Here is a 19,755-nt window from a genome sequence, read left to right as displayed (position 1 = left end):
ACGGTTCGGGCAAACCCAGTGGGGGCTTATTGGCGCAACTGACCGTGCCGGATCAACTCATTGACCGAGTGTTCCCACCTGGCCAGTTCCGGATCAGAGGTGAACGACGCGGGCAGATGACGGTCCAGGTGCCGGCGCAAGACGATCGAGCCCAGCGTCAGGATCAATGGGTTCAGCCCGGCCCAGACCGGATCGAGGCCGTCCACCGCATCGCCGGACTCGACCATGCGCTCCCACCGCTCGATGCCACTGCGGGCCATGGCATCGAATAGCGCTATGCCACTGGGGGTTTCAGAGGCCACCGCCCGGCCGAGATAGTCCATGACCACCAGGTGCTCGGTGAGCAGGCAGTGCACCGCCCTGCCGATCTCTTCCACCGAATCGGGACCCGGGCTCTTCAAAGCGGCGAACATGGTGCTGCTGATGAGGTTCATGGCCACGCCATCGACGGCTTTGATCAACCCGTCCTTGGTGCCGAAATGGTGCTGCACCAGCCCGACCGACACACCGGCCGTATCCGCCACCATCTGCAGCGTCGCATCGGACGTGCCCCGTTGCGCAAACACCTGCAGCGCAGCATTGAGGATGCGGTCCTGCCGAGACTGCTGCAGCTGCGCTCCGTCGGCTATGTCATCCACAGGGGACATCCAACCACCGCAAACACGAAAATGACCGGTGAGTCAGGAACATACCGATCGCATGAACTCCAGCTTGTGCGCACTTTCGCAGCGGTAATAATGTGAGGCCGCGCTGAGCCTGCGCCCAGGGTCTTCGCTACTCGGCCGTTTCCGCCCTCATCGCAGGGGCAACGACGAGGTTCTGGCCTCAGCCCTGACGACGCCACCAACGACGACGAGGCGCCGGCGGCTCCCACACGGGAACCCCAACTGGCTCAACCTTTTCGGTGGCTGCCACCTTCTGCTCAGCTTCTTCGACCGGCTCATCGGCCGGTTCATCGTCGGAATCGGCTTCGTCGGCAGCCTCGTCGGCGACTTCTTCAGCCTCGTCTGCGTCGTCTTCGCCGTCGGCGTCGGGCTCTTCGTCGGTGCTGCCGTCAGCCTCGTCGGCTGACTCTTCGGATTCCGTTGTCTCCGCGGCCGCTTCGTCGGCGGCAGGTTCGTCGGCGTCCTCGTCGGCGACGTCCGCAGCCTCATCTTCAGCCTCGGCTGCGTCATCCTCCGCGACAACGTCTTCCTCGACTGCTGCGTCTTCGGTCTCGGCCGCATCAGAGTCCTCGGATTCCGCTGTCTCCCCGATCGATTCGGCGGCTTCGTCCTCGTCGGCTTCTTCGGCAGGCTCGTCCTCGTCGACGGCCAGCTCTTCGGCCTCGTTGTCGGATTCGTCCTCGTCCTCGACCTCGTCGGAATCGACTGGCTTCTCAACGGATTCGTCGACAGATTCCTCTACGGCTGCCTCGGCGTCGACTGCGTCCTCGTCGACCGCGTCTTCGGCTTCGTCGCCCGGCTCCTCGGTATCCGCTGCCTCAGCCTCAGCAGCGTCCTCGTCGGACTCAGCTTCGTCAGCCGGCTCGTCCAAGTCGACGGCCTGCTCTGCGAGAGCCACAGTTTCGTCGGGTTGGGTCTCGACGGCGTCGGCCTCGTCGGCGACTTCCTCGGCGTCGTCCCCGCCGCCGACAGCAGCACCGGCCGCAACAGCCACCGGCACGGCCAACAGCGCGCCCTCAGCCTCGACGTCGGCTTCAGCCTCCGCTTCGTCGGCATGACGGCCACCGAGCGTCGCCGGATCCTCACGGCCCCGCGGCGCCACCATCATGTAGACCACCGCACCGATGAACACGAACGTCGAGGTGAACGAGTTGACCCGGATACCGGCGATCAGCGTGGCGGTGTCGCTGCGCATCAACTCGACGCCGAAGCGGCCGACGCAGTAGGCGGCGACGTACAGCGCGAACAGTCGGCCGTGACCCAACTTGAAGCGGCGGTCGGCCCAGAGCAGCAAGAAGAAAACCAGGAGGTTCCACAGCAATTCGTAGAGGAACGTCGGGTGCACGACGTCGTAGACCTGCCCCGTCGATACCCCGTTGAGCAGGTGCGGATTGACCACACCGGAGCCATCGCTGCGCTGGAAGATCTGCAGACCCCACGGCAGATCGGTCGGCCGGCCGTACAGCTCCTGGTTGAAGTAGTTGCCCAACCGGCCGATGGCCTGGGCCAGGATCACCCCGGGTGCGACGGCATCGCCGAACGCGGGCAACGGAATTCCGTGCCGGCGGCAGCCGATCCACGCACCGACGCCGCCGAGTGCGACCGCGCCCCAGATGCCAAGGCCGCCGTCCCAGATCCGGACGGCTCCGGAGATACCCGCGCCACCCTCGGCGAAGTAGGTACGCCAGTCCGTCATCAGGTGGTACAGGCGACCACCGACGAGACCGAACGGCACCGTCCACAGCGCGATGTCGTAGATGACGCCCTGTTCACCGCCGCGCGCCACCCAGCGGCGATCGCCGATGATGAGCGCCGCGATGATGCCGGTGATGATGCAGAGCGCGTACGCCCGGATCGGTACCGGCCCCAAGTGCCAGACGCCCTGGGCCGGACTCGGGATGTATGCCAGCAGCGATGTGGTCACGCGGAAACTTTCTGTCGCACTCCGTGGGCCAGTTCTTCGGACAACGCTCGGACCGCGGGGATGCCGCCGTCGCCGAGCGCCGACACGAGCGCCGAGCCGACGATGACTCCGTCGGCGTAGGCCGCGATCTCGGCAGCCTGTTCCCGCGAGCGCACGCCGAGGCCGACACCCACCGGGATGTCTGACACGGCCCGCACGCGGGCCACCAATTCCGGCGCCATGTTCGATACCGCATCGCGCGCACCCGTCACGCCCATGGTCGACGCGGCGTAGACGAACCCGCGCGAGGCAGCCGCCGTGGCAGCCAGCCGCTCGGGCGTGGACGACGGCGCCACCAGGAAGATGCGGTCCAGGTTGTGTGCGTCGGAGACGCTGAACCACTCGTCGGCCTCGTCAGGAATGAGGTCGGGGGTGATCAGACCGAGGCCGCCGGCCGACGCCAGGTCGCGCGCGAAGGCGTCAACGCCCCAGCGCAGCACCGGATTCCAGTAGGTCATGACGACGGCGTGACCGCCGGCGTTACTGATCGCCTCGACCGCCCGCAGCGCATCGCGGACCCGCACCCCGCCTTGCAGAGCGGTGTTGGTGGCAGCCGCGATAACCGGCCCGTCCATCCCGGGATCGGAGTACGCAACGCCGACTTCGATGATGTCGCAACCGGATTCGGTCATGGCAACCATCGCGTCGATCGAGGTCTGCACGTCCGGGTAGCCGGTCGGCAGGTACCCGATCAGTGCCGAACGCCCTTCGGCCCGGCACGATTCGAACAGTCCAGCCAGTCGGCTCATGACGCTTCCCCAGTCTCGCCGTCCAGTAGCCCGAACCACTTCGCCGCCGTCTCGACGTCCTTGTCGCCACGTCCGGACAGGTTCACCACGATCACTGAACCCGGACCCAGTTCGCTACCAAGTTTCAAAGCACCCGCCACCGCGTGCGCCGACTCGATCGCCGGGATGATGCCCTCAGTGCGGCACAACAGGCCGAACGCTTCCATGGCCTCGGTATCGGTCACCGGCCGGTATTCGGCGCGACCGGTGTCCTTGAGGAAGGCGTGCTCGGGACCGACGCCCGGGTAGTCCAAACCGGCTGAGATGGAATGCGATTCGATGGTCTGGCCGTCCTCGTCCTGCAGCAGGTAGGAGAACGAACCCTGGAACGCACCCGGCGAGCCGCCGGTGAAAGTGGCTGCGTGCCTTCCGGTTTCGACGCCGTCGCCGGCCGCTTCGAAACCGACCAGCCGCACGCCCGGGTCGTCGATGAAGGCGTGGAAGACGCCGATGGCGTTCGAGCCACCGCCGACGCACGCGGTCACCGCGTCGGGCAGCCGGCCGGCCTGCTCCTGAATCTGGACGCGCGCCTCCATACCGATGACGCGCTGGAAGTCGCGCACCATGACAGGGAACGGATGCGGTCCGGCCGCGGTGCCGAAGCAGTAATAGGTGTCGTCCGCGTTGGTGACCCAGTCGCGGAAGGCTTCGTTGATGGCGTCCTTGAGGGTCGCCGAGCCGGCCTCGACCGACACCACGGTGCCGCCGAGCAGCCGCATCCGGGCCACGTTCAGCGCCTGCCGGGCGGTGTCGACCGCACCCATGTAGACGACGCATTCGAGGCCGAGCAGCGCGCAGGCCGTCGCGGTCGCGACACCGTGCTGGCCGGCGCCGGTCTCGGCGATCACGCGGGTCTTGCCCATGCGCTTGGCCAGCAGCGCCTGCCCGAGCACGTTGTTGATCTTGTGAGAACCGGTGTGGTTCAGGTCTTCTCGTTTGAGGAACAGCCGCGCACCGCCGGCATGGTCGGACAGCCGGGTCGCTTCGTACAGCGGCGACGGCCGGCCGGTGTAGTGCTGCTGCAGCCGGTCGAGTTCGTCGAGGAAGGTCTGGTCGGTGCGGACCTTGTCGTAGGCCGCGGTGACTTCCTCGATGACCGCCATCAGCGCCTCGGGCACCAGACGCCCGCCATAGGCACCGAAGTGCCCTTTGGCGTCCGGGTCGTGGCTTGTGGCTTCGGCGACCGCGGCGCTCATCCGCGGCAATTCAGTACCAGTGCGATCAGACATCAGAACTCAACTGCTCTTTGCGCAGGAGCCCACAATTCAGCGGGCTGGTTTCGGGCAGGACGGGTGCGTGCCGGCAGTCACCAGGTCGGCGACGGCGCTGCGGGGATCACCGCTGGTCACCAGGCCTTCACCGACCAGGACTGCGTCGGCGCCGGCACCGGCGTAGGCCAGCAGATCGGCGGTGCCGCGCACCCCCGACTCGGCGATGCGGATGATGTTGCTCGGCAGGCCGGGCGCGATGCGGCCGAAGCAGTCACGGTCGACCTCGAGGGTCTTGAGGTCCCGAGCGTTGACGCCGATGACCTTGGCACCGGCCTGGATGGCCCGGTCCGCTTCTTCTTCGGTATGTACCTCGACCAGCGCCGTCATCCCGAGGGACTCGGTCCGGTCGATCATCGAGGTCAGCACCGACTGTTCCAGCGCGGCGACGATCAGCAGCAGCATGTCGGCGCCGTGGGCCCGAGCCTCGTGAATCTGGTACGGGGTGACGATGAAGTCCTTGCGCAGCACCGGAATCGACACCGCGGCACGCACGGCGTCCAGGTCGGCCAGCGAACCGTTGAAGCGACGCTCCTCGGTCAGCACGCTGATCACCCGGGCACCGCCGGACTCGTACGCCTTGGCCAGCTTGGCGGGATCGTCGATCTGCGCCAACGCACCCTTGCTGGGGCTGGCGCGCTTGACCTCGGCGATGACGCCGATGCCCGGCTCACGCAGCGCGGCGAGTGCATCCTTGGCCGAAGGCGCCTTCTTGGCCCGCTCCTTGACCTCGGTCAGACTCAGCGCGGCTTCGCGGGCGGCAACATCAGCGCGAACTCCCTCGATGATGGAGTCGAGCACGGTCCCCGAAGTCATAACGCGTCGTCGTCCTTCCGTGCCGGTTCGGCAAGCCAGATGATCATCTCGAAGGGTAGTCGCCGGGGCGGCGCAGACTGCCACCGGGCCACGCTCATTTGCTCCCCCCGTCGTTCTGGGTCGGGTCATGCCCCTCGTCGAGGGCATCCCAGATCATCCGTTCGGACATGCCGTCGGCAGCTTCTTCCTGCACCGCTTCGCGGCGCGCGCCCGGCGCGGCGTATTTCGACGTGGCCGGGGCGGTCGCGCCGCGACCTGCCGAACGCATCAGCAGCACGGCTCCGACCAGCGTCAATACCGCGGCTGCCAGCGTCACACCCGCGCCCCAGTAGTGCCGCTGGGTCCCCACCAGGAACATGACCGCGATCTGCGCCATGTCGGCGGCGCGCACCGAGATGTCGGTGACCGCCCACAGGCTGATGGCCAGATATCCCATCCCGGCGCTCGCGACGGCGACCAGCAGCGCCAGCAGCCGCAGCGCCCAGCCCCGCACGGCCAGCGCCGCCACCGCGGCAGCGGCGGCCAGCAGCGCCAGCGGGATGAGGGCCGTCGACCAGGCCGCGCCGGACAGCGTCGTCGCCTTCGGCTGGCCCAGCCCGTCGAACGACGACACGTCGACCCAGGGCAGCCGGGAGGCGCCCCACAGCATCAGCGCGGCGACGAGCAGCAGCACCTGAGCGGTGCGGGTGGTCCTCACGGCTCGCTCAACGTCTCGGCGGCCGCGATGGCGGCCAGGACGGCCTTGGCCTTGTTGGACGACTCGTTGTATTCGTACGGCCCGTTGGAGTCCGCCACGACGCCACCACCGGCCTGCACGTAGGCGGTGCCGCCGCGCATCAGGGCGGTGCGGATCGCGATGGCGAAATCAGCGTTGCCGGCGAAGTCGAGGTACCCGAGCACGCCGCCGTACAGGCCGCGTCGGGTCAGCTCGACCTCTTCGATGAGCTCCATGGCCCGGACCTTCGGCGCCCCCGACAGTGTTCCGGCCGGGAAGCACGCGGTGACGGCGTCGAGCGCGGTCTTGTCGTCGGCAAGGTGGCCGGTGACGGTGGAGACCAGGTGCATGACGTGGCTGTAGCGCTCGATGTGGCTGTAGTCCTCGACGCGCACGGTCCCCGGACGGCACACGCGGCCCAGATCGTTGCGGCCCAGATCGACCAGCATCAGGTGCTCAGAACGCTCCTTGTCGTCGGCCAACAGCTCCTTTTCCAGCAGGATGTCGTCCTCCTCGGTGGCACCGCGCCACCGCGTGCCGGCGATCGGGTGCGTGGTCGCCACCCCGTCCTTCACCGTGACGAGCGCCTCCGGGCTGGAGCCGACGACCGAGAAGTCAAGTCCACCTTCAGCATTGGGCACGTTGAGCAGATACATGTACGGGCTCGGGTTGGTCACCCGCAGCACCCGGTAGACGTCGATCGGATCGGCGTCGGTGTCCAGCTCGAACCGCTGCGACGGCACCACCTGGAACGCTTCGCCGGCCTCGATGTCGCCGACCAACTTCTCGACGATGGCCGTGTACTCCTCGACCGTGCGCTGCTGGCGCGGCTGCGGCTGCGGGCGGCTGAAGACGGCGATGCTCGAGGGCAGCGGCTCCCCCAGCGCCTTGGTCATGACATCGAGGCGGGCGACGGCATCGTCGTAGGCCCAGTCGACACGCTCGTCGGTGCCGTTCCAGTTGACCGCGTTGGCGATCAGCGTGATGGTGCCCTCGTGATGGTCGACGGCAGCGATGTCCGTGGCCAGCAGCAGCACCATGTCGGGCAGCTTGAGGTCGTCTTTCACAAGTTCAGGGAGCCGCTCCAACCGGCGCACCATGTCGTAGGCGAAGTAACCGACCAGCCCGCTCGACAACGGCGGCAGCCCCGGCACGGGCGCGGTCTGCAGCAGGGCCAGGGTGTCGCGCACCGCCTGCAGCGGGTCACCGCCGCTGGGTGCGTCCTGCGGCGTGCTGCCGAGCCAGGCCGCTTCACCGTCGCGGACGGTCAGCGCCGACGGAGCACCCGCGCCGATGAATGACCATCGCGACCAGGACCGCCCGTTCTCCGCAGATTCCAGCAGGAACGTGCCTGGACGGTTGGCGGCCAGCTTGCGGTAGGCCGACAACGGGGTCTCGCTGTCGGCGAGAACCTTGCGGGTCACCGGTACCACTCGGTGCTCGGCGGCCAGGGCCCGGAATTCCTCACGTGAGGTCGTCTTCACGCGGCAATCCTCCCAGAAGTAGCGTGGCACCTATGAAACGTGGTGACCGGGTTGCCGAGTTCAATCTCCCCGACCAGACCGGGACCGTCCGCAGTCTTTCCGAACTACTGGCCTCTGGGCCGATCGTGCTGTTCTTCTATCCGGCGGCGATGACGCCGGGCTGCACCATGGAGGCCTGCCACTTCCGCGACCTGGCCGCCGAGTTCGCGGCCGTCGGTGCGTCCCGGGTCGGGATCAGCATGGACGCGGTGGAAAAGCAGGACAAATTCGCCGAGAAGCACAGCTTCGACTACCCGCTGCTGTCGGACAGCGCGGGCGTGGTGGCCGAGGCGTTCGGTGTGAAACGTGGCCTGCTCGGCAAGCTGATGCCGGTCAAGCGGACCACGTTCGTCATCGACACCGACAGCAGGGTGCTCGAGGTGATCGCGTCAGAGATCAGCATGGATTCCCATGCCGACAAGGCGCTCGAGGTGCTCAGGGCGCGTTAGCCGCCCGGATCACCGCTGCCAGTGACGCGGTGAGCACCGAGTCACTGCGGCCACAGGCCCACCCGCCGCGGTGTTCCAGGTAGGTGACCGCGGTGGCGCCGATCGACTGCTGGGTGAGACTCAGGATGTCGACCGGCCGGTCCACGTCGGCCAGCGCCTGCGTCAGCGCCTCGACCGGTCCGACACCGCGATGCGCGCTGGTGTGCGCCGTCCCGTTGACGCTCAGCGTGATCTCGGTGGTCTCGTCGCTGCTCGTGTGCCAGTCCTTGAGTTCCACAGGACCGCCGGAACCCAGATAGGCGGACTCGAACAGGTCGTACAGCTCGGTCGCGGTCACCTCGACGCCACTGCCATCGGCGTGGGTCTGCACATGCCGGGCGAAGTCGATCTGCAGCCGTCGCGGCAGGTCCAGTCCGTATCCGGTGTGCAGCAGGTAGGCGATGCCACCCTTGCCGGACTGTGAATTGACCCGGATGACGGCGTCGTAGCTGCGCCCGATGTCGGCCGGGTCGATCGGCAGATACGGCACCCGCCAATCGATTTCGCGCTCATCACGGCTCGCTGCGGTGGCCCGGGCGCGATGTTCGGCCAGACCCTTCTTGATCGCGTCCTGATGGGTGCCCGAGAACGCCGTGTGCACCAGGTCGCCGACGTACGGATGCCGCTCATGGATCGGCATCCGGGTGCAGTGCGACACGGTGCGAGCGATCGCGTCGATATCAGAGAAGTCGATCATCGGGTCGACGCCCTGGGCATACAGATTCAGCGCCAGGGTGGCGATATCGACATTGCCGGTGCGCTCACCGTTGCCGAAGACGCAGCCTTCCACCCGCTGCGCGCCGGCCAGCACGGCCAATTCGGCACAGGCCACCCCGGTCCCCCGGTCGTTGTGCGGGTGCACCGACAGGATCACCGCGTCGCGGCGGGCCAGGTTCCGGTGCATGTATTCGATCTGATCGGCGTACACATTCGGCGTCGCCACCTCCACGGTGGCAGGCAGATTCAGGATCACCGGCCGGTCCTCGGTGGCGTCCCACAGCTGTGTCACGGCGTCGCAGATTTCCAGCACATAGTCGGGTTCGGTGAGGTTGAAGACCTCCGGCGAGAACTGGAATCGAATGCTCGGCAGGTCGTCGGCCAACGTCAGCACGTCGAGTGCGCCGTGCAGGATCAGACTGCGCAACTCGTCACGGTCCTTGCCCAGCACGGTATTTCGCCACGTGGGCGCGGTCGCGGTGTACATGTGGATGACGACGTCGTTGCGCATCCCCCGCACCGACTCGACGGTGCGCTCGATCAGGTCGCGGCGGGCCGGGGTGAACACCGCGATGGTGACATCTGCTGGCGCGATATCGGTTTCAGCCAGCAGCCGGACGAAGTCGAAGTCGGTCTGGGACGCGGACGGGTAGCCGACCTCGATCTCCTTGTAGCCGATGGCGACGAGATGCTCGAAGAACCGGCGTTTGCGGCCGGGATCCATCGGCTCGGCCAGGGCTTGGTTGCCGTCACGCAGGTCGACGGGCACCCAGAGCGGCGCGGTGGTGATGCGGTTGCTCGGCCAATCTCGTTGGACAGCAGGAATATTCACGCGGTTGAAGACATCGGTATAGCGGTGCCACGGCATGGGTGACGGCTGTTGACGGTTCCAGGAAGTGCTCATCAGTGGTCTGCTTTCGGTCAAGTGAGGAAGTGACCGGTCGCGACAGAGCCCCACGGCAGGGGGCCGGTCGTTTCAGACCCCGCCGCGGCAACCAAGCAGAAGTACGCGCGTCATGATGGGTAGACTATACACAACTCCTCAGACAAGTAGAGAGGTCACATGGCCACGCAGGTATCGCGCCAACCCCTGGCAGCACAAGCCGCACAGCTGCTACTGACGCGCATCAAAGACGGTGAATGGCCACTGGGACAACGCCTTCCGGGTGAAACGACCCTGGCCGTCCAGCTCGGCGTCGGCCGCTCCACCCTGCGCGAAGCCATCCGGGAATTGGCCGGCAAAGGCGTCCTCGACAGCCGTCAGGGCGCCGGCGTCTTCGTCACCGCCCTCGACGTCACCGACGACTGGGACACCGTGCTGCGCAGCGCGAACATCGCGTCGGTGATCGAAGCCCGCATCGCCATCGAGGCCGAGGGCGCGGCCCTGGCCGCGACTCGCCGGACCCCGGCCGACCTGCGCACCATTCGGCGCACCCTGGCCGCCCGCGGCGTCACCGGCCAGTCGGTGCCCGAACACGTGGACGCCGACATGGCATTTCACCGCGCCGTGATCACCGCGGCCCACAACGACGTGCTGACCCAGCTGTTCGACGCGTTCCTCCCTCGGCTGCGGCTCGCCATGATCGACATGCTGAAGATCCGACCGATCACGTCAGAGCCGTGCGACCACGCCCTGCATCAGCAGCTCGCCGACGCCATCGCCGCACGCGATCCCGATGCCGCGGCCGCCACCAGCCGCACTCACCTGAGCACCCTGAAGGAATCATTCTCATGACACCTGTGCTGGAACTCGACAACGTGACGTTCCGCCGCGAAGGCAAACAGATCATCGACGGCATCTCGCTGACGGTGCAGGAAGGCGAACACTGGGCGCTGCTCGGCCCCAACGGCGCCGGCAAGAGCACGCTGCTCGGCTTCTGCGGTGCGGTGACGTTCCCGACCTCGGGCACGGTGCGGGTGCTGGGCGCACAGATGGGCCGCACCGACCTGGCACCGCTGCGGCGGTCCATCGGCCACGTCAACCCCCGGCACCGGTTGCAGTACCCACTCACGGTGCGCGAGGTGGTGCTGACCGGCGTCACCGGCACCATCGACATCGCGGCCCGTTGGACGCCGGCGGCCGAAGACATCGCACGCGCCGACGAGTTGATCGGCACCGTGGGGCTGACCCACCGCGCCGACGCGGTGTGGCCGACGCTGTCGCAGGGCGAGCGAGGCAGAACGCTCATCGCCCGCGCGCTGATCGCCGAGCCACGACTGCTGCTGCTCGATGAACCGACCACCGGCCTGGACGTGGCCGCGCGTGAACAACTGCTGGAAACCCTTGACACGCTGGAGCATTCACACCCCGAGATGGCCTCGATCCTGGTGACACATCACCTCGAGGAACTGCCGACGTCCACGTCCCACGCCCTGCTGATCTCCGGCGGCCGCACCGTCGCCGCGGGTCCGGCCGTCGAGACCGTGACGACCGATCATGTGACAGAGGCCTTTTCACATCCGGTCGAGGTCGGCTACGACCACGGCCGGTGGTCCGCCCGGGCGAAGGCCGGCCGAATCACCGCCTAACACAATAGCCGGACCCTGTCCGGCTATTGGCAGTATTACTGCCCAGTACCTCGTCTTCAGTCGTTAATTTACGTGCGCGACAGAGTCTTTCGGTTCACTTGCGACAGTCGTTCGACTAGTGGTCTACTGCGAACTAGAACATGTTCTATTAGCTACCCACAACGACGTGGACGCGGGAACGTAGTCGGGGAAATCTACGGACACGTGCGGGGTTGCCGCATGTCTTTCGCCGGCGCCGTCGCCGCATCAGCTGTTTCGGATTCGACTCCACCGCGCGGACAGCGAAAGGGCATCGATGACCTCAACGACGGAAGTGACCAGCCTCAGCCGGGCCGGCGACGCGTTCCCGCCCTACCCCTACAGCTGGTATGCGGTGGCTTTCGCGCACGAGCTCAGGCCAGGAAAGGTACTGACGCGGCGCTTTCTCGACGGCGAGATCATCGTCTTCCAGACCGCGTCCGGCGAGTTGTCCGCCGCGGAGCCCTACTGCCCGCATCTGGGCGCGCACATCGGAAAACGCGGCTGGGTCGACGGCGAAGCTGTGGTCTGCCCGTTCCACGAGTTCAGGTTCGCTCCGTCGGGCACGTGCATCTCGACGCCGACCGGGGAGCCGCCGCGTGGCGCGGCGCTCAAGACGCTGCCCGTCCGCAATCACCTGGGCATGATCATGGTCTACCACGGTCCGCCCGGCCAGCAGCCCGCGTTCGAGCTCGACCTGCCCGTGGCCGATGCGGACTGGCACCCGATTGCGACCAAGAAGCTGCATTTCAAGACCCATCCGCAGGAAGTCAACGAAAACGGTTTGGACCACGCGCATTTCGCGACCATCCACAAGTTCCGCGACTTCGTCGTCCCCAAGCCGATGGAGATCGACGGCCCCCGGATCTACACCGAATACGGTGGCACCAAACCCATTCCGGTGATCGGTGGCATCAGCTTCCACTTCAAATCGGTTCTGGTCGGCCTCGGCTTCTCTCTGGTGGAGATCGCCATCCATGGCGGACTGACGGTCCGCCAGATGGTGCTGCCCACGCCGGTCGCCGAACGCAACGTCGACATCTACATCGGCATCGCCGCCAAAAGGCATGTGCGGAACCGGTTCTTGCGTGCCCTGCTGGCGCCGGTCGAACGCCTGGCGGGCTGGATCGTGCTACAGGTCGTCGGGTATGAGGTGCAGCGGGACCAGCTCATCTGGGACGACAAGGTGTATCTCGAGCATCCCAAGCTGACACCGGGCGACGGGCCAATCGGCAAGTACCGCCACTGGGTTCGGCAATTCTACACCCCGGCGGCATGAGCTCCGCGATGCCCCGCGCCGAGCGCGTCAGCGGAATGGACGCCTGGCAGCTCTACCAGGAGACCGGGCTGCAGGTCGGCAATGGCATGTCGCTGATCCTCGTCGACCGCAGTTCGGTGATCGGCAACCTCCGCGACTACGTGGTGTCGGCCCTGCACAACCGCATGCACCTGATGCCGGCCTACCGCAAGGTGCTCTACGACCCGTGGTTCAACCTGGACCGGCCCATGCTGGTGGCACGGCCGCAGATCGACGTCTCGGCCCACGTCACAGCGCTGCCGATGCCCGAACCGGGTGGCGCGGTCGGGGCCGCCAAAGCACTGGCCGAGGTCCGCGCCAGGCATCTGGATCGCCGGGAACCCCTGTGGCACATGTACGTCCTGGAGGACGACAACACCGAGCACGCATACCTGATCTCGGTGGTCCACCATCTCTTGGTCGACGGCGACTCGGCGATCGCGGTCACCGGCTGCCTGATGACCCCGGGGGATCTGAGCGGCCGGCCCGCCAAGGCCGTCCCCGAGTCGTCGACGTTTGCAGCACGGCCGACGACGATCGTGCGCGACGCCGTTGCGCGCAAAGCTCAGCGGCTGCGCCGACTCCCCCGGCTGGTGGCGACCTCGGCGCGAGTCATGCGCGACAAGTGGGCCGCCCGCCACCTCGACGTGAAAGCGCCCAAGACAGCGCTGAATTGCTCGCTGTCGGGCACGTCGAGCGCCGCCGTGGCCGTCTTGCCGCTCCACGACCTACAGATAGTGGCCCAGCGGTATTCGGTCACCATCAACCACATTCTGCTCAGCTGCGTCGGATCGGCCTTGGACAACGTGCTGCGCTGGCAGGGGCAGCGCCCGCAGCAGCCGTTGGTCGCGGCCGTGCCCTACGCGATGCGCACGGCCGACACCTCCGACTACGTCACCGATGGCGTCGGCACCACGACAGTGCTGCGGGTCAACCTGAACACGACGGTGACGGATCCGGTGCGGCGCCTACTCGCCGTCGCCGAACACGCCAGGGCGGTCAAAGCGTTCCAGGAACAGCGCGGCGTCAACCTGTTTCGGCAGTGGAACGAATACGCGCCCGGCCGCGCCGTCAACCTACTGTTCCGGGCCATCGAGCGTTTCGGTCTGGCCGAACGGATTGCGTGGCCCTGCAACGTCATCGTGTCCAACGCCAGCGGCATCGCCGTCGACGATCCGGTATTCCTCAACCTGCCGGCGCTGCGCTTCCATCCGGCGGGACCGCTGTACCACGGCATGGGGCCCAGCGTCATCGCCATGTCCTGGAACAACAATCTGTGTCTGTCGGTGACGGCAGACTCCCGGCACGTCGCCGACGCCGCCGCCATCACCGCCGGGATCGAGTCCGAGCTCGCGACCCTGTTGGCCTCGGCGAGTTAGGGTTCCGTGTTCACCCTGCGGTTCGACATGCGGGCCCCGGCCGGTGGCGCGCCGGCGTCGTCGCTGTATCCCGCCGCGCTCGACATGGCCGCGTGGGCCGAATCCCGCGGCCTGCTCCTGCTGGTCGTGTCCGAGCATCATGCCGCCGAAGACGGCTACCTGCCGAGCCCGTTGCCGATGGCCGCCGCGCTCGCCGCCCGCACCACCTCGGTACCCATCGCAGTGAGTGCCCTGATCCTGCCGCTGTACAACCCGGTGCGACTGGCCGAGGACATCGCCGTGCTGGACCACCTCAGCGGCGGACGGATTTCGTACACACTGGGAGTGGGCTACCGGCCCGAGGAGTTCGAATCGATCGGAGTGGACTATCACCGCCGCGGAGAACTGGCCGAGCACCACCTGACTGTGTTACTGAAAGCCCTTGACGGAGAACGCTTCTTCGACAGCGAGCGAGGTGTCCTGGTCCGTCCGGCACCAGAGCGCAAGGTGCGCCTGTCCTACGGCGGCGGTACCCCGCGGGCCGCGCGGCGCGCAGCCCGATACGGGTTGGGGTTCAACGCGCAGAACAATCTGCCGGAGCTGGCAGAGGCGTACCACGACGAGTGCACCAGACGGGGCCGCGTACCCGGCCGGATGCAGCAGCCGCGGCCCGGGTTCCCGACGACGGTCTTCGTGGCCGACGATGTGGACCGAGCCTGGGACGAGATCGGGCCGTACCTGCTCCACGATGCGATGACGTACGCGGACGGCCATCACGATCCCCACATCGTCAGCCTGTCCATCGCGCAGACCATCGACGCGCTGCGCGCCGAAAACGGCAGTCACCGAATCTATTCGGTGGAGCAGGCGATCGAGGCCATCGCCCGGGACGGCGTCCTGTCCCTGCACCCGCTCTGCGGTGGCCTACCGCCGGATCTCGCCTGGCCGTACCTGCACCGCGTCGTGGACCAGGTCATGCCCGCCGTGCCGCGCTAAAACCGCACGCCGGTCAGGGATTCCGCCGATTCCCACAGCCGGCCCGCAACGAGCGGGTCGCGCGCGACGGCAGCGAGGTCGACCCTGACCGGCGCGCCCGTGGTCTGCAGGCGGCCACCGGGCCCGTAGCAGTCACCGGCAGCAGCGGCCGCGTCGGTTGCCGCCCGCAGAATCGGCAGTGCCCCGGCGTCGGCATCCTGGACGAACCACGACGTCGAGAACCGCAACCGCGGGTGATACGCCAACTTCTGCCAGCCCTGGTCGCGCAGAATCCCGGTACGGGCACTGCCGGGGTGCGCCGCCAGACACATGGCCTGGTGTCGCCGGTTGAACTCGGACATGAACAGCAACTGTGCCAATTTCGAATTGGCGTAGGCCTTCGCGCTGCGGAACTTCCTGCGGCTCTGCAGATCCTCGAAATCGATCACACCACGGCGGTGGGTCAGGCTGGTCACCATCACGATGCGGTCGGCTCGGTCGTGCAACAGTCCCGTGAGGGCGAAGTGACCGAGGAAGTTCACCCCGAAATCGCCCTCGAAACCGTCCTTGGTCTCGGTGCGCACCGGATGCATGACGCCGGCGTTGTTGATCAGCAGGTCGATTCGGCGGTGCCGCTGACGGAGGCTCTCGGCGCAGCGCCGCACCGAGGCCAGGTCTGCCAAATCCAGTGCGACGAATTCGGTTGTCGCGCCGGGCAGTGCGGCCTGTATTTCGCGAGCTGCGTCAGCGTTGCGACACGCCAGAACCACCGTCGCGCCGAGCCCTGCCAGGCCTTTGGCGATCTCCACGCCGATACCGCTGTTCGCCCCGGTGACCACCGCGACGCGCCCGTCCTGACGGCTCGCGTCCGCCAGGGTCCAAGGTGCGCTCGTCATATTCGTTGCAGCGTAGCTGCCGCTACGTCACTGCGTCGCGAACTCCCGGGACTGCAGATAGGCCCGCCAGCCGCCGAACTCCGAGATGTCCGGCGCCGTGCTGGCCCCCTCGTCGGCACACACGAACCCGGTCTCCCAGGACCCGTCGTCGAGCTCGATCGCCGCCAGTCCCATCGGTGTCGGCAGGGCGACCAGGAACTGCCCGAGCGCCGCGGGAGAGAGCGACCAGCGCTCCACCTCGAAGGCCTGCCCACCGTGGACCAGCCGCAGCAGAGCGGGCTTGCCCGACGGCAGCGCCGTCATCCGATAACTTTCGGCAGTGCGCGCCGGCCCGTCCCACCGCGCCCCGAGATCGTGGAGCTGACCAGCCAGCGGCTGGTCCCGCAGATGCGCGCCGGCCACGACCAACGTCACCGCACCGGCTCCCGCCCGCTCGGGCCAGGACGCCGACGCACCACGTTCGGCGCCGCTCAGCCTGGCCGCGATGTCGGCCACCACGGCGTCATCGAACGACCGGCCCAGCACCGTCACCCCGAATTGCGCTGTGGTGCCGTCGGATTCGACGACCTCGCCGGCGGGGACCGCGACCCCGCACATGTCGAACAGATTGCAGAAATTCGTGTACGTGCCGATCCTCGCGTTGACCGCAACCGGATCGGCCGCCACCTCGGCGAGCGTCGGCTGCAGCGGCGCGGTGGGGACCAACAGCGCGTCACACTCCCCCAATACCCGGAATGCCCGGTCCCGCAGGCGATCCAACTCGCGACGGTCGCGCAACAGCCCCGTCGCGGTGTGGACACTGCCCGCGGTGATGATCGCCGCGACCGTCGGATCCAGCCCGGCGTCGTCGCCGGCAGTGGCGATGAAGTCCCCCACCGCTTCGGTGCGTTCGGCGACCAGCGCGCCGTCGTACAGCAACCGGGCGGCGGCCAGGAAGTCCGTCAGATCGATGGGCACGATCCGCATGCCGGCCGCCCGCGCGGCATCGACCGCCCGCTGGAACTCGACATCCCAGCCGGGAGCCATCGCCGGTAGTTCGGCGGGCACCGCCAGCACCGGGTCGGCAGGGGCGGCGAAGCGGGTCGAGGTGGGCCATGGCCGCTGCGTGGTGGACGCCATCACCGCCATGGCGTCCTCCGCGGTCGCCAGGTCGCGCGCCAGGATCGTCACGCAGTCGTAGCTCGGGCAGGCCGGAACGACGCCGGCGGTCGACACCACACCAATCGTGCCCTTGATACCGACAAGACCTTGATACCCGGCAGGCACCCGGCCGGATCCCGCAGTATCCGTGCCGATTCCGAGGTCGGCGGCACCGATGGCCACCGCGACAGCCGAGCCCGACGACGAGCCACCCGAAATCCTGTCTGGCCGCCGCGCGTCGCGCACCGCTCCGTAGGGGCTGCGGGTGCCGACGAGCCCGGTCGCGAACTGGTCCAGGTTGGTCTTGCCGATCACCACCGCACCGGCTGCGCGCAGTGCCGCCACCACGGGCGCGTCGGTGTCCGGGGTGTACGCGTAGCCCGGGCACGCCGCGGTGGTCGGCAGGCCCGCGACGTCGACGTTGTCCTTGACCGCCAGCAGCTGACCGGCCAGCGGGCCTCGCGCCTGCGAAACTTCCTGGCGCACCGCGTCCTCGTCGCGCACGGTGATGAAGGCTTCCGGCCGCTGCGCGATGGCCGCGAATGCGGCGCTGATCCGATCCATCAGGCGACTTCCTGTCCTGTTGTGGCGCACGGTTTCTTGCGTGCGCCGATTTCGCCGCTGGCCTCCCAGCGGGCCCGTTCCTCGTTGCGGGCCATGGTCATCCGCTGTCGCACAGCGGCGATGTCGTCGGCCTCCCGCGATAGGAAGGTCAGATAGTCGGCGATCCGGAACTCGCCGTCGGTGATGTCGACGGTGCCGCGGCCGGCGGCGACGTCGGCGCGCAGGTCGGTCAGTTCCTCGGAGGACACCGGGTACCACGACACCTGATCGAAGAACCGCAGCAGCCACGGCTGTTCGGGTTCGAAACCCGGTGCGGACAGCGGGTATCGGTGGTTCCACACCTGGGTGGTGCGGCCCATCAGCTGGTAGCCGCCGGGGCCTTCCATGCCGTAGATGCACAGATAGGCACCGCCGATCCCGACCGCGTTCTCGGGGGTCCAGGTGCGGGCCGGGTTGTACTTGGTGGTGACCACCCGGTGCCGGGGATCGACCGGGGTGGCGACCGGGGCACCCAGGTAGACATCCCCCAGGCCGAGCACGAGATAGCTCGCCGCGTGGACGATGTCGAACACCTCCTGCTGGGATTCCAGGCCGTTCATGCGGCGAATGAACTCGATGTTGCTCGGGCACCACGGGGCGTCGTCGCGCACGCCGTTGCGGTACCGGTCGATCGCCAGCCGGACGGTCGGGTCGTCCCAGCTCAACGGCAGCCGTACCGATCGGCTCGGCAGCACCAACCGGTCGACGGGTCCGAGTGCGGACTCGATGTCGAGGACGAATGCCGTCATCGCCTGGTGATCGGTGAGCGCGGCGTCGAATTTGACCTGCAGAGAACGGATTCCGGGTGTGAGGTCGATGATCCCGCGGGGCCGGTGTGCCTCGATGGCGGTATGCAGGGCGTGCACCCGCGCCCGCAGCACCAGATCCAGTGTCATCGTGCCGTATTCGACCAGGAGGTTGTCATCACCGCTGCGGCGCAGCGTCATCGAGGTCGTGCCGTCGCCCGTGACGCCCCGGTGCAAGACGCCGTCGTCGCCGTCACCGCGCGGGCTGCGCACCACCGGTGATGCCGCTCGCCGCGAGGTACCCAGCGCTGCCAGGGGTGCGGCGGCACTGGCCCGCACCGGAACGAAGCGCACTCGGTCACCGGGGGTGAGCTGCCCGAGCTTCCAGCGGTCCGCGGATGCCACCGTCACCGGGCAGACGAAACCGCCCAGGCTGGGTCCGTCCGGACCGAGCAGGATCGGGGTATCACCGGTGAAGTCCAGGGCGCCAACCGAATACGGGGTGTCGTGGATGTTCGACGGGTGCAGCCCGGCCTCACCGCCGTCGGGCCGGGCCCACTGCGGCTTCGGCCCGACCAGGCGGACGCCCGTGCGGTCCAGGTTGTGGTCTACCAGATACGTGGCCTCGTAGAGGGTTTCGATGTCGGCGCGGGTGAAGAACTCGGGCGCACCGTGCGGACCTTCGGTGACCGCGAGGCGCCATTCGTGGCCGATCGAGGGAATCTCCTCGTCGGTGAGTCGGCGCGGACGGCCCACCGCGGCGCCCAGATCGAGCCGGTCACCGGCTGCCAAGGCCCGGCCGCCTGCGCCGAATCGGCCGAGCGTGAACGTCGAGCGCGAGCCGAGATATGCCTCGGCCTCGATGCCGCCGGCCACCGCGATGTAGATGCGCATCCCGACGCCCTGCACCGCGCCGATCTCAAGAACGCCGCCCTCTGGGACAGCGATGGGCGCCCACTGCCGCGCCGGAACCCCGTCGAGCGTGACCGATACCGGAGCGCCGGTGACGCAGACGACGGTCGCCTCGTCGAATCCCAGGGTGGGACCGGCCATCGTCGCCTCCAGGCCGGGTGCGCCCTCGGCATTACCGACCGCGAGATTGGCCAGCCGCAGTGACAGGTCGTCCATCGGCCCTGACGGTGGTACGCCCACCTGCCAGTAGCCGATGCGGCCCGGCCAGTCCTGGACGGTGGTGCTCGGCCCGGGCCGCAGCACGGTGAGGGTCGGGGTATTCGTCGGCAGCGCCATGC

Annotated in this window: 17 protein-coding genes; 6 read left to right on the top strand and 11 right to left on the bottom strand. The window is 67.8% G+C overall.

The window, feature by feature from the left end:
* Positions 1 to 26: 26 nt before the first annotated feature.
* The 7 genes from A7G45_RS29105 to A7G45_RS29075 form a co-directional block, all read right to left on the bottom strand.
* Positions 27 to 647: a TetR/AcrR family transcriptional regulator gene (locus A7G45_RS29105; RefSeq protein ID WP_260942079.1), complete on the bottom strand. Its 621-nt coding sequence runs from the start codon at positions 645 to 647 to the stop codon at positions 27 to 29.
* Positions 648 to 825: 178 nt separating this feature from the next.
* Positions 826 to 2,589 carry a prolipoprotein diacylglyceryl transferase gene (gene lgt, locus A7G45_RS29100; protein ID WP_260942077.1) on the bottom strand — a complete coding sequence of 588 codons (1,764 nt, stop codon included), beginning with the start codon at positions 2,587 to 2,589 and terminating at the stop codon, positions 826 to 828.
* Positions 2,586 to 3,377: a tryptophan synthase subunit alpha gene (trpA, locus tag A7G45_RS29095; protein WP_260942075.1), complete on the bottom strand. Its 792-nt coding sequence runs from the start codon at positions 3,375 to 3,377 to the stop codon at positions 2,586 to 2,588. The genes lgt and trpA overlap by 4 nt, the downstream gene beginning before the upstream one ends.
* A complete protein-coding gene (trpB, locus tag A7G45_RS29090; protein ID WP_260942073.1) occupies positions 3,374 to 4,645 on the bottom strand; it encodes a tryptophan synthase subunit beta in 1,272 nt (423 codons plus the stop codon). Before trpB ends, trpA begins: the two co-directional genes overlap by 4 nt.
* A gap of 36 nt (positions 4,646 to 4,681) precedes the next feature.
* The gene (trpC, locus tag A7G45_RS29085; protein ID WP_260942072.1) at positions 4,682 to 5,500 is read right to left on the bottom strand and encodes an indole-3-glycerol phosphate synthase TrpC; all 819 of its coding nucleotides are present in this window, start codon (positions 5,498 to 5,500) and stop codon (positions 4,682 to 4,684) included.
* 94 nt (positions 5,501 to 5,594) lie between these two features.
* The gene (locus A7G45_RS29080) at positions 5,595 to 6,149 is read right to left on the bottom strand and encodes a TIGR02234 family membrane protein (protein ID WP_377042142.1); all 555 of its coding nucleotides are present in this window, start codon (positions 6,147 to 6,149) and stop codon (positions 5,595 to 5,597) included.
* Between the two features lie 44 nt (positions 6,150 to 6,193).
* Complete coding sequence (locus A7G45_RS29075) at positions 6,194 to 7,699, bottom strand: anthranilate synthase component I (RefSeq protein WP_260942067.1); 1,506 nt, start codon at positions 7,697 to 7,699, stop codon at positions 6,194 to 6,196.
* A 32-nt stretch (positions 7,700 to 7,731) separates the two neighbouring features.
* Here A7G45_RS29075 and A7G45_RS29070 point away from each other — a divergent pair, with 32 nt between their 5' ends.
* Positions 7,732 to 8,187: a peroxiredoxin gene (locus tag A7G45_RS29070; protein WP_260942065.1), complete on the top strand. Its 456-nt coding sequence runs from the start codon at positions 7,732 to 7,734 to the stop codon at positions 8,185 to 8,187.
* On the opposite strand, the gene A7G45_RS29065 is transcribed toward A7G45_RS29070, so the two are convergent.
* Complete coding sequence (locus A7G45_RS29065; protein WP_377042138.1) at positions 8,174 to 9,847, bottom strand: 2-isopropylmalate synthase; 1,674 nt, start codon at positions 9,845 to 9,847, stop codon at positions 8,174 to 8,176. The two genes, A7G45_RS29070 and A7G45_RS29065, sit on opposite strands and share 14 nt — an antisense overlap.
* A 159-nt stretch (positions 9,848 to 10,006) precedes the next feature.
* Between A7G45_RS29065 and A7G45_RS29060 the strand changes: the two genes are divergently transcribed.
* The 5 genes from A7G45_RS29060 to A7G45_RS29040 all read left to right on the top strand — a co-directional run bounded on the left by A7G45_RS29060 (position 10,007) and on the right by A7G45_RS29040 (position 15,141).
* Positions 10,007 to 10,678 (top strand): FadR/GntR family transcriptional regulator, encoded by a 672-nt coding sequence (locus A7G45_RS29060; protein WP_260942063.1) that lies wholly within the window; start codon positions 10,007 to 10,009, stop codon positions 10,676 to 10,678.
* Positions 10,675 to 11,472 (top strand): ABC transporter ATP-binding protein, encoded by a 798-nt coding sequence (locus A7G45_RS29055; RefSeq protein ID WP_260942061.1) that lies wholly within the window; start codon positions 10,675 to 10,677, stop codon positions 11,470 to 11,472. Before A7G45_RS29060 ends, A7G45_RS29055 begins: the two co-directional genes overlap by 4 nt.
* A 295-nt stretch (positions 11,473 to 11,767) precedes the next feature.
* Positions 11,768 to 12,769, top strand: a complete 1,002-nt coding sequence (locus A7G45_RS29050) for a Rieske 2Fe-2S domain-containing protein (RefSeq protein WP_260942060.1) — start codon at positions 11,768 to 11,770, stop codon at positions 12,767 to 12,769.
* The gene (locus tag A7G45_RS29045; protein ID WP_260942058.1) at positions 12,766 to 14,166 is read left to right on the top strand and encodes a wax ester/triacylglycerol synthase domain-containing protein; all 1,401 of its coding nucleotides are present in this window, start codon (positions 12,766 to 12,768) and stop codon (positions 14,164 to 14,166) included. The genes A7G45_RS29050 and A7G45_RS29045 overlap by 4 nt, the downstream gene beginning before the upstream one ends.
* A 6-nt stretch (positions 14,167 to 14,172) precedes the next feature.
* Positions 14,173 to 15,141, top strand: a complete 969-nt coding sequence (locus tag A7G45_RS29040; RefSeq protein ID WP_260942056.1) for an LLM class flavin-dependent oxidoreductase — start codon at positions 14,173 to 14,175, stop codon at positions 15,139 to 15,141.
* Here the strand turns inward: A7G45_RS29040 and A7G45_RS29035 are convergent.
* The 3 genes from A7G45_RS29035 to A7G45_RS29025 are packed head-to-tail and all read right to left on the bottom strand — an operon-like array spanning position 15,138 to position 19,753.
* The gene (locus A7G45_RS29035) at positions 15,138 to 16,016 is read right to left on the bottom strand and encodes an oxidoreductase (protein WP_260942055.1); all 879 of its coding nucleotides are present in this window, start codon (positions 16,014 to 16,016) and stop codon (positions 15,138 to 15,140) included. The two genes, A7G45_RS29040 and A7G45_RS29035, sit on opposite strands and share 4 nt — an antisense overlap.
* 27 nt (positions 16,017 to 16,043) lie before the next feature.
* A complete protein-coding gene (atzF, locus tag A7G45_RS29030) occupies positions 16,044 to 17,720 on the bottom strand; it encodes an allophanate hydrolase (RefSeq protein ID WP_260942053.1) in 1,677 nt (558 codons plus the stop codon).
* Positions 17,720 to 19,753 (bottom strand): 5-oxoprolinase/urea amidolyase family protein, encoded by a 2,034-nt coding sequence (locus tag A7G45_RS29025; protein WP_260942051.1) that lies wholly within the window; start codon positions 19,751 to 19,753, stop codon positions 17,720 to 17,722. The genes atzF and A7G45_RS29025 overlap by 1 nt, the downstream gene beginning before the upstream one ends.
* Between the last annotated feature and the right edge of the window lie 2 nt (positions 19,754 to 19,755).

This window comes from Mycolicibacterium llatzerense (assembly GCF_025331195.1).
GTDB lineage: Bacteria > Actinomycetota > Actinomycetes > Mycobacteriales > Mycobacteriaceae > Mycobacterium > Mycobacterium llatzerense.
This window is presented reverse-complemented; position numbering and strand designations above follow the sequence as displayed.

Bases quoted from the DNA above. Each gene is read 5' to 3' on its own strand.
- A7G45_RS29105 (WP_260942079.1), bottom strand. From the start codon at position 647: ATGTCCCCTGTGGATGACATAGCCGACGGAGCGCAGCTGCAGCAGTCT.
- trpA (WP_260942075.1), bottom strand. From the start codon at position 3,377: ATGAGCCGACTGGCTGGACTGTTCGAATCGTGCCGGGCCGAAGGGCGT.
- trpB (WP_260942073.1), bottom strand. From the start codon at position 4,645: ATGTCTGATCGCACTGGTACTGAATTGCCGCGGATGAGCGCCGCGGTC.
- trpC (WP_260942072.1), bottom strand. From the start codon at position 5,500: ATGACTTCGGGGACCGTGCTCGACTCCATCATCGAGGGAGTTCGCGCT.
- A7G45_RS29080 (WP_377042142.1), bottom strand. From the start codon at position 6,149: ATGCTGTGGGGCGCCTCCCGGCTGCCCTGGGTCGACGTGTCGTCGTTC.
- A7G45_RS29070 (WP_260942065.1), top strand. From the start codon at position 7,732: ATGAAACGTGGTGACCGGGTTGCCGAGTTCAATCTCCCCGACCAGACC.
- A7G45_RS29065 (WP_377042138.1), bottom strand. From the start codon at position 9,847: ATGAGCACTTCCTGGAACCGTCAACAGCCGTCACCCATGCCGTGGCAC.
- A7G45_RS29060 (WP_260942063.1), top strand. From the start codon at position 10,007: ATGGCCACGCAGGTATCGCGCCAACCCCTGGCAGCACAAGCCGCACAG.
- A7G45_RS29055 (WP_260942061.1), top strand. From the start codon at position 10,675: ATGACACCTGTGCTGGAACTCGACAACGTGACGTTCCGCCGCGAAGGC.
- A7G45_RS29050 (WP_260942060.1), top strand. From the start codon at position 11,768: ATGACCTCAACGACGGAAGTGACCAGCCTCAGCCGGGCCGGCGACGCG.
- A7G45_RS29045 (WP_260942058.1), top strand. From the start codon at position 12,766: ATGAGCTCCGCGATGCCCCGCGCCGAGCGCGTCAGCGGAATGGACGCC.
- A7G45_RS29035 (WP_260942055.1), bottom strand. From the start codon at position 16,016: ATGACGAGCGCACCTTGGACCCTGGCGGACGCGAGCCGTCAGGACGGG.
- atzF (WP_260942053.1), bottom strand. From the start codon at position 17,720: ATGGATCGGATCAGCGCCGCATTCGCGGCCATCGCGCAGCGGCCGGAA.
- A7G45_RS29025 (WP_260942051.1), bottom strand. From the start codon at position 19,753: ATGGCGCTGCCGACGAATACCCCGACCCTCACCGTGCTGCGGCCCGGG.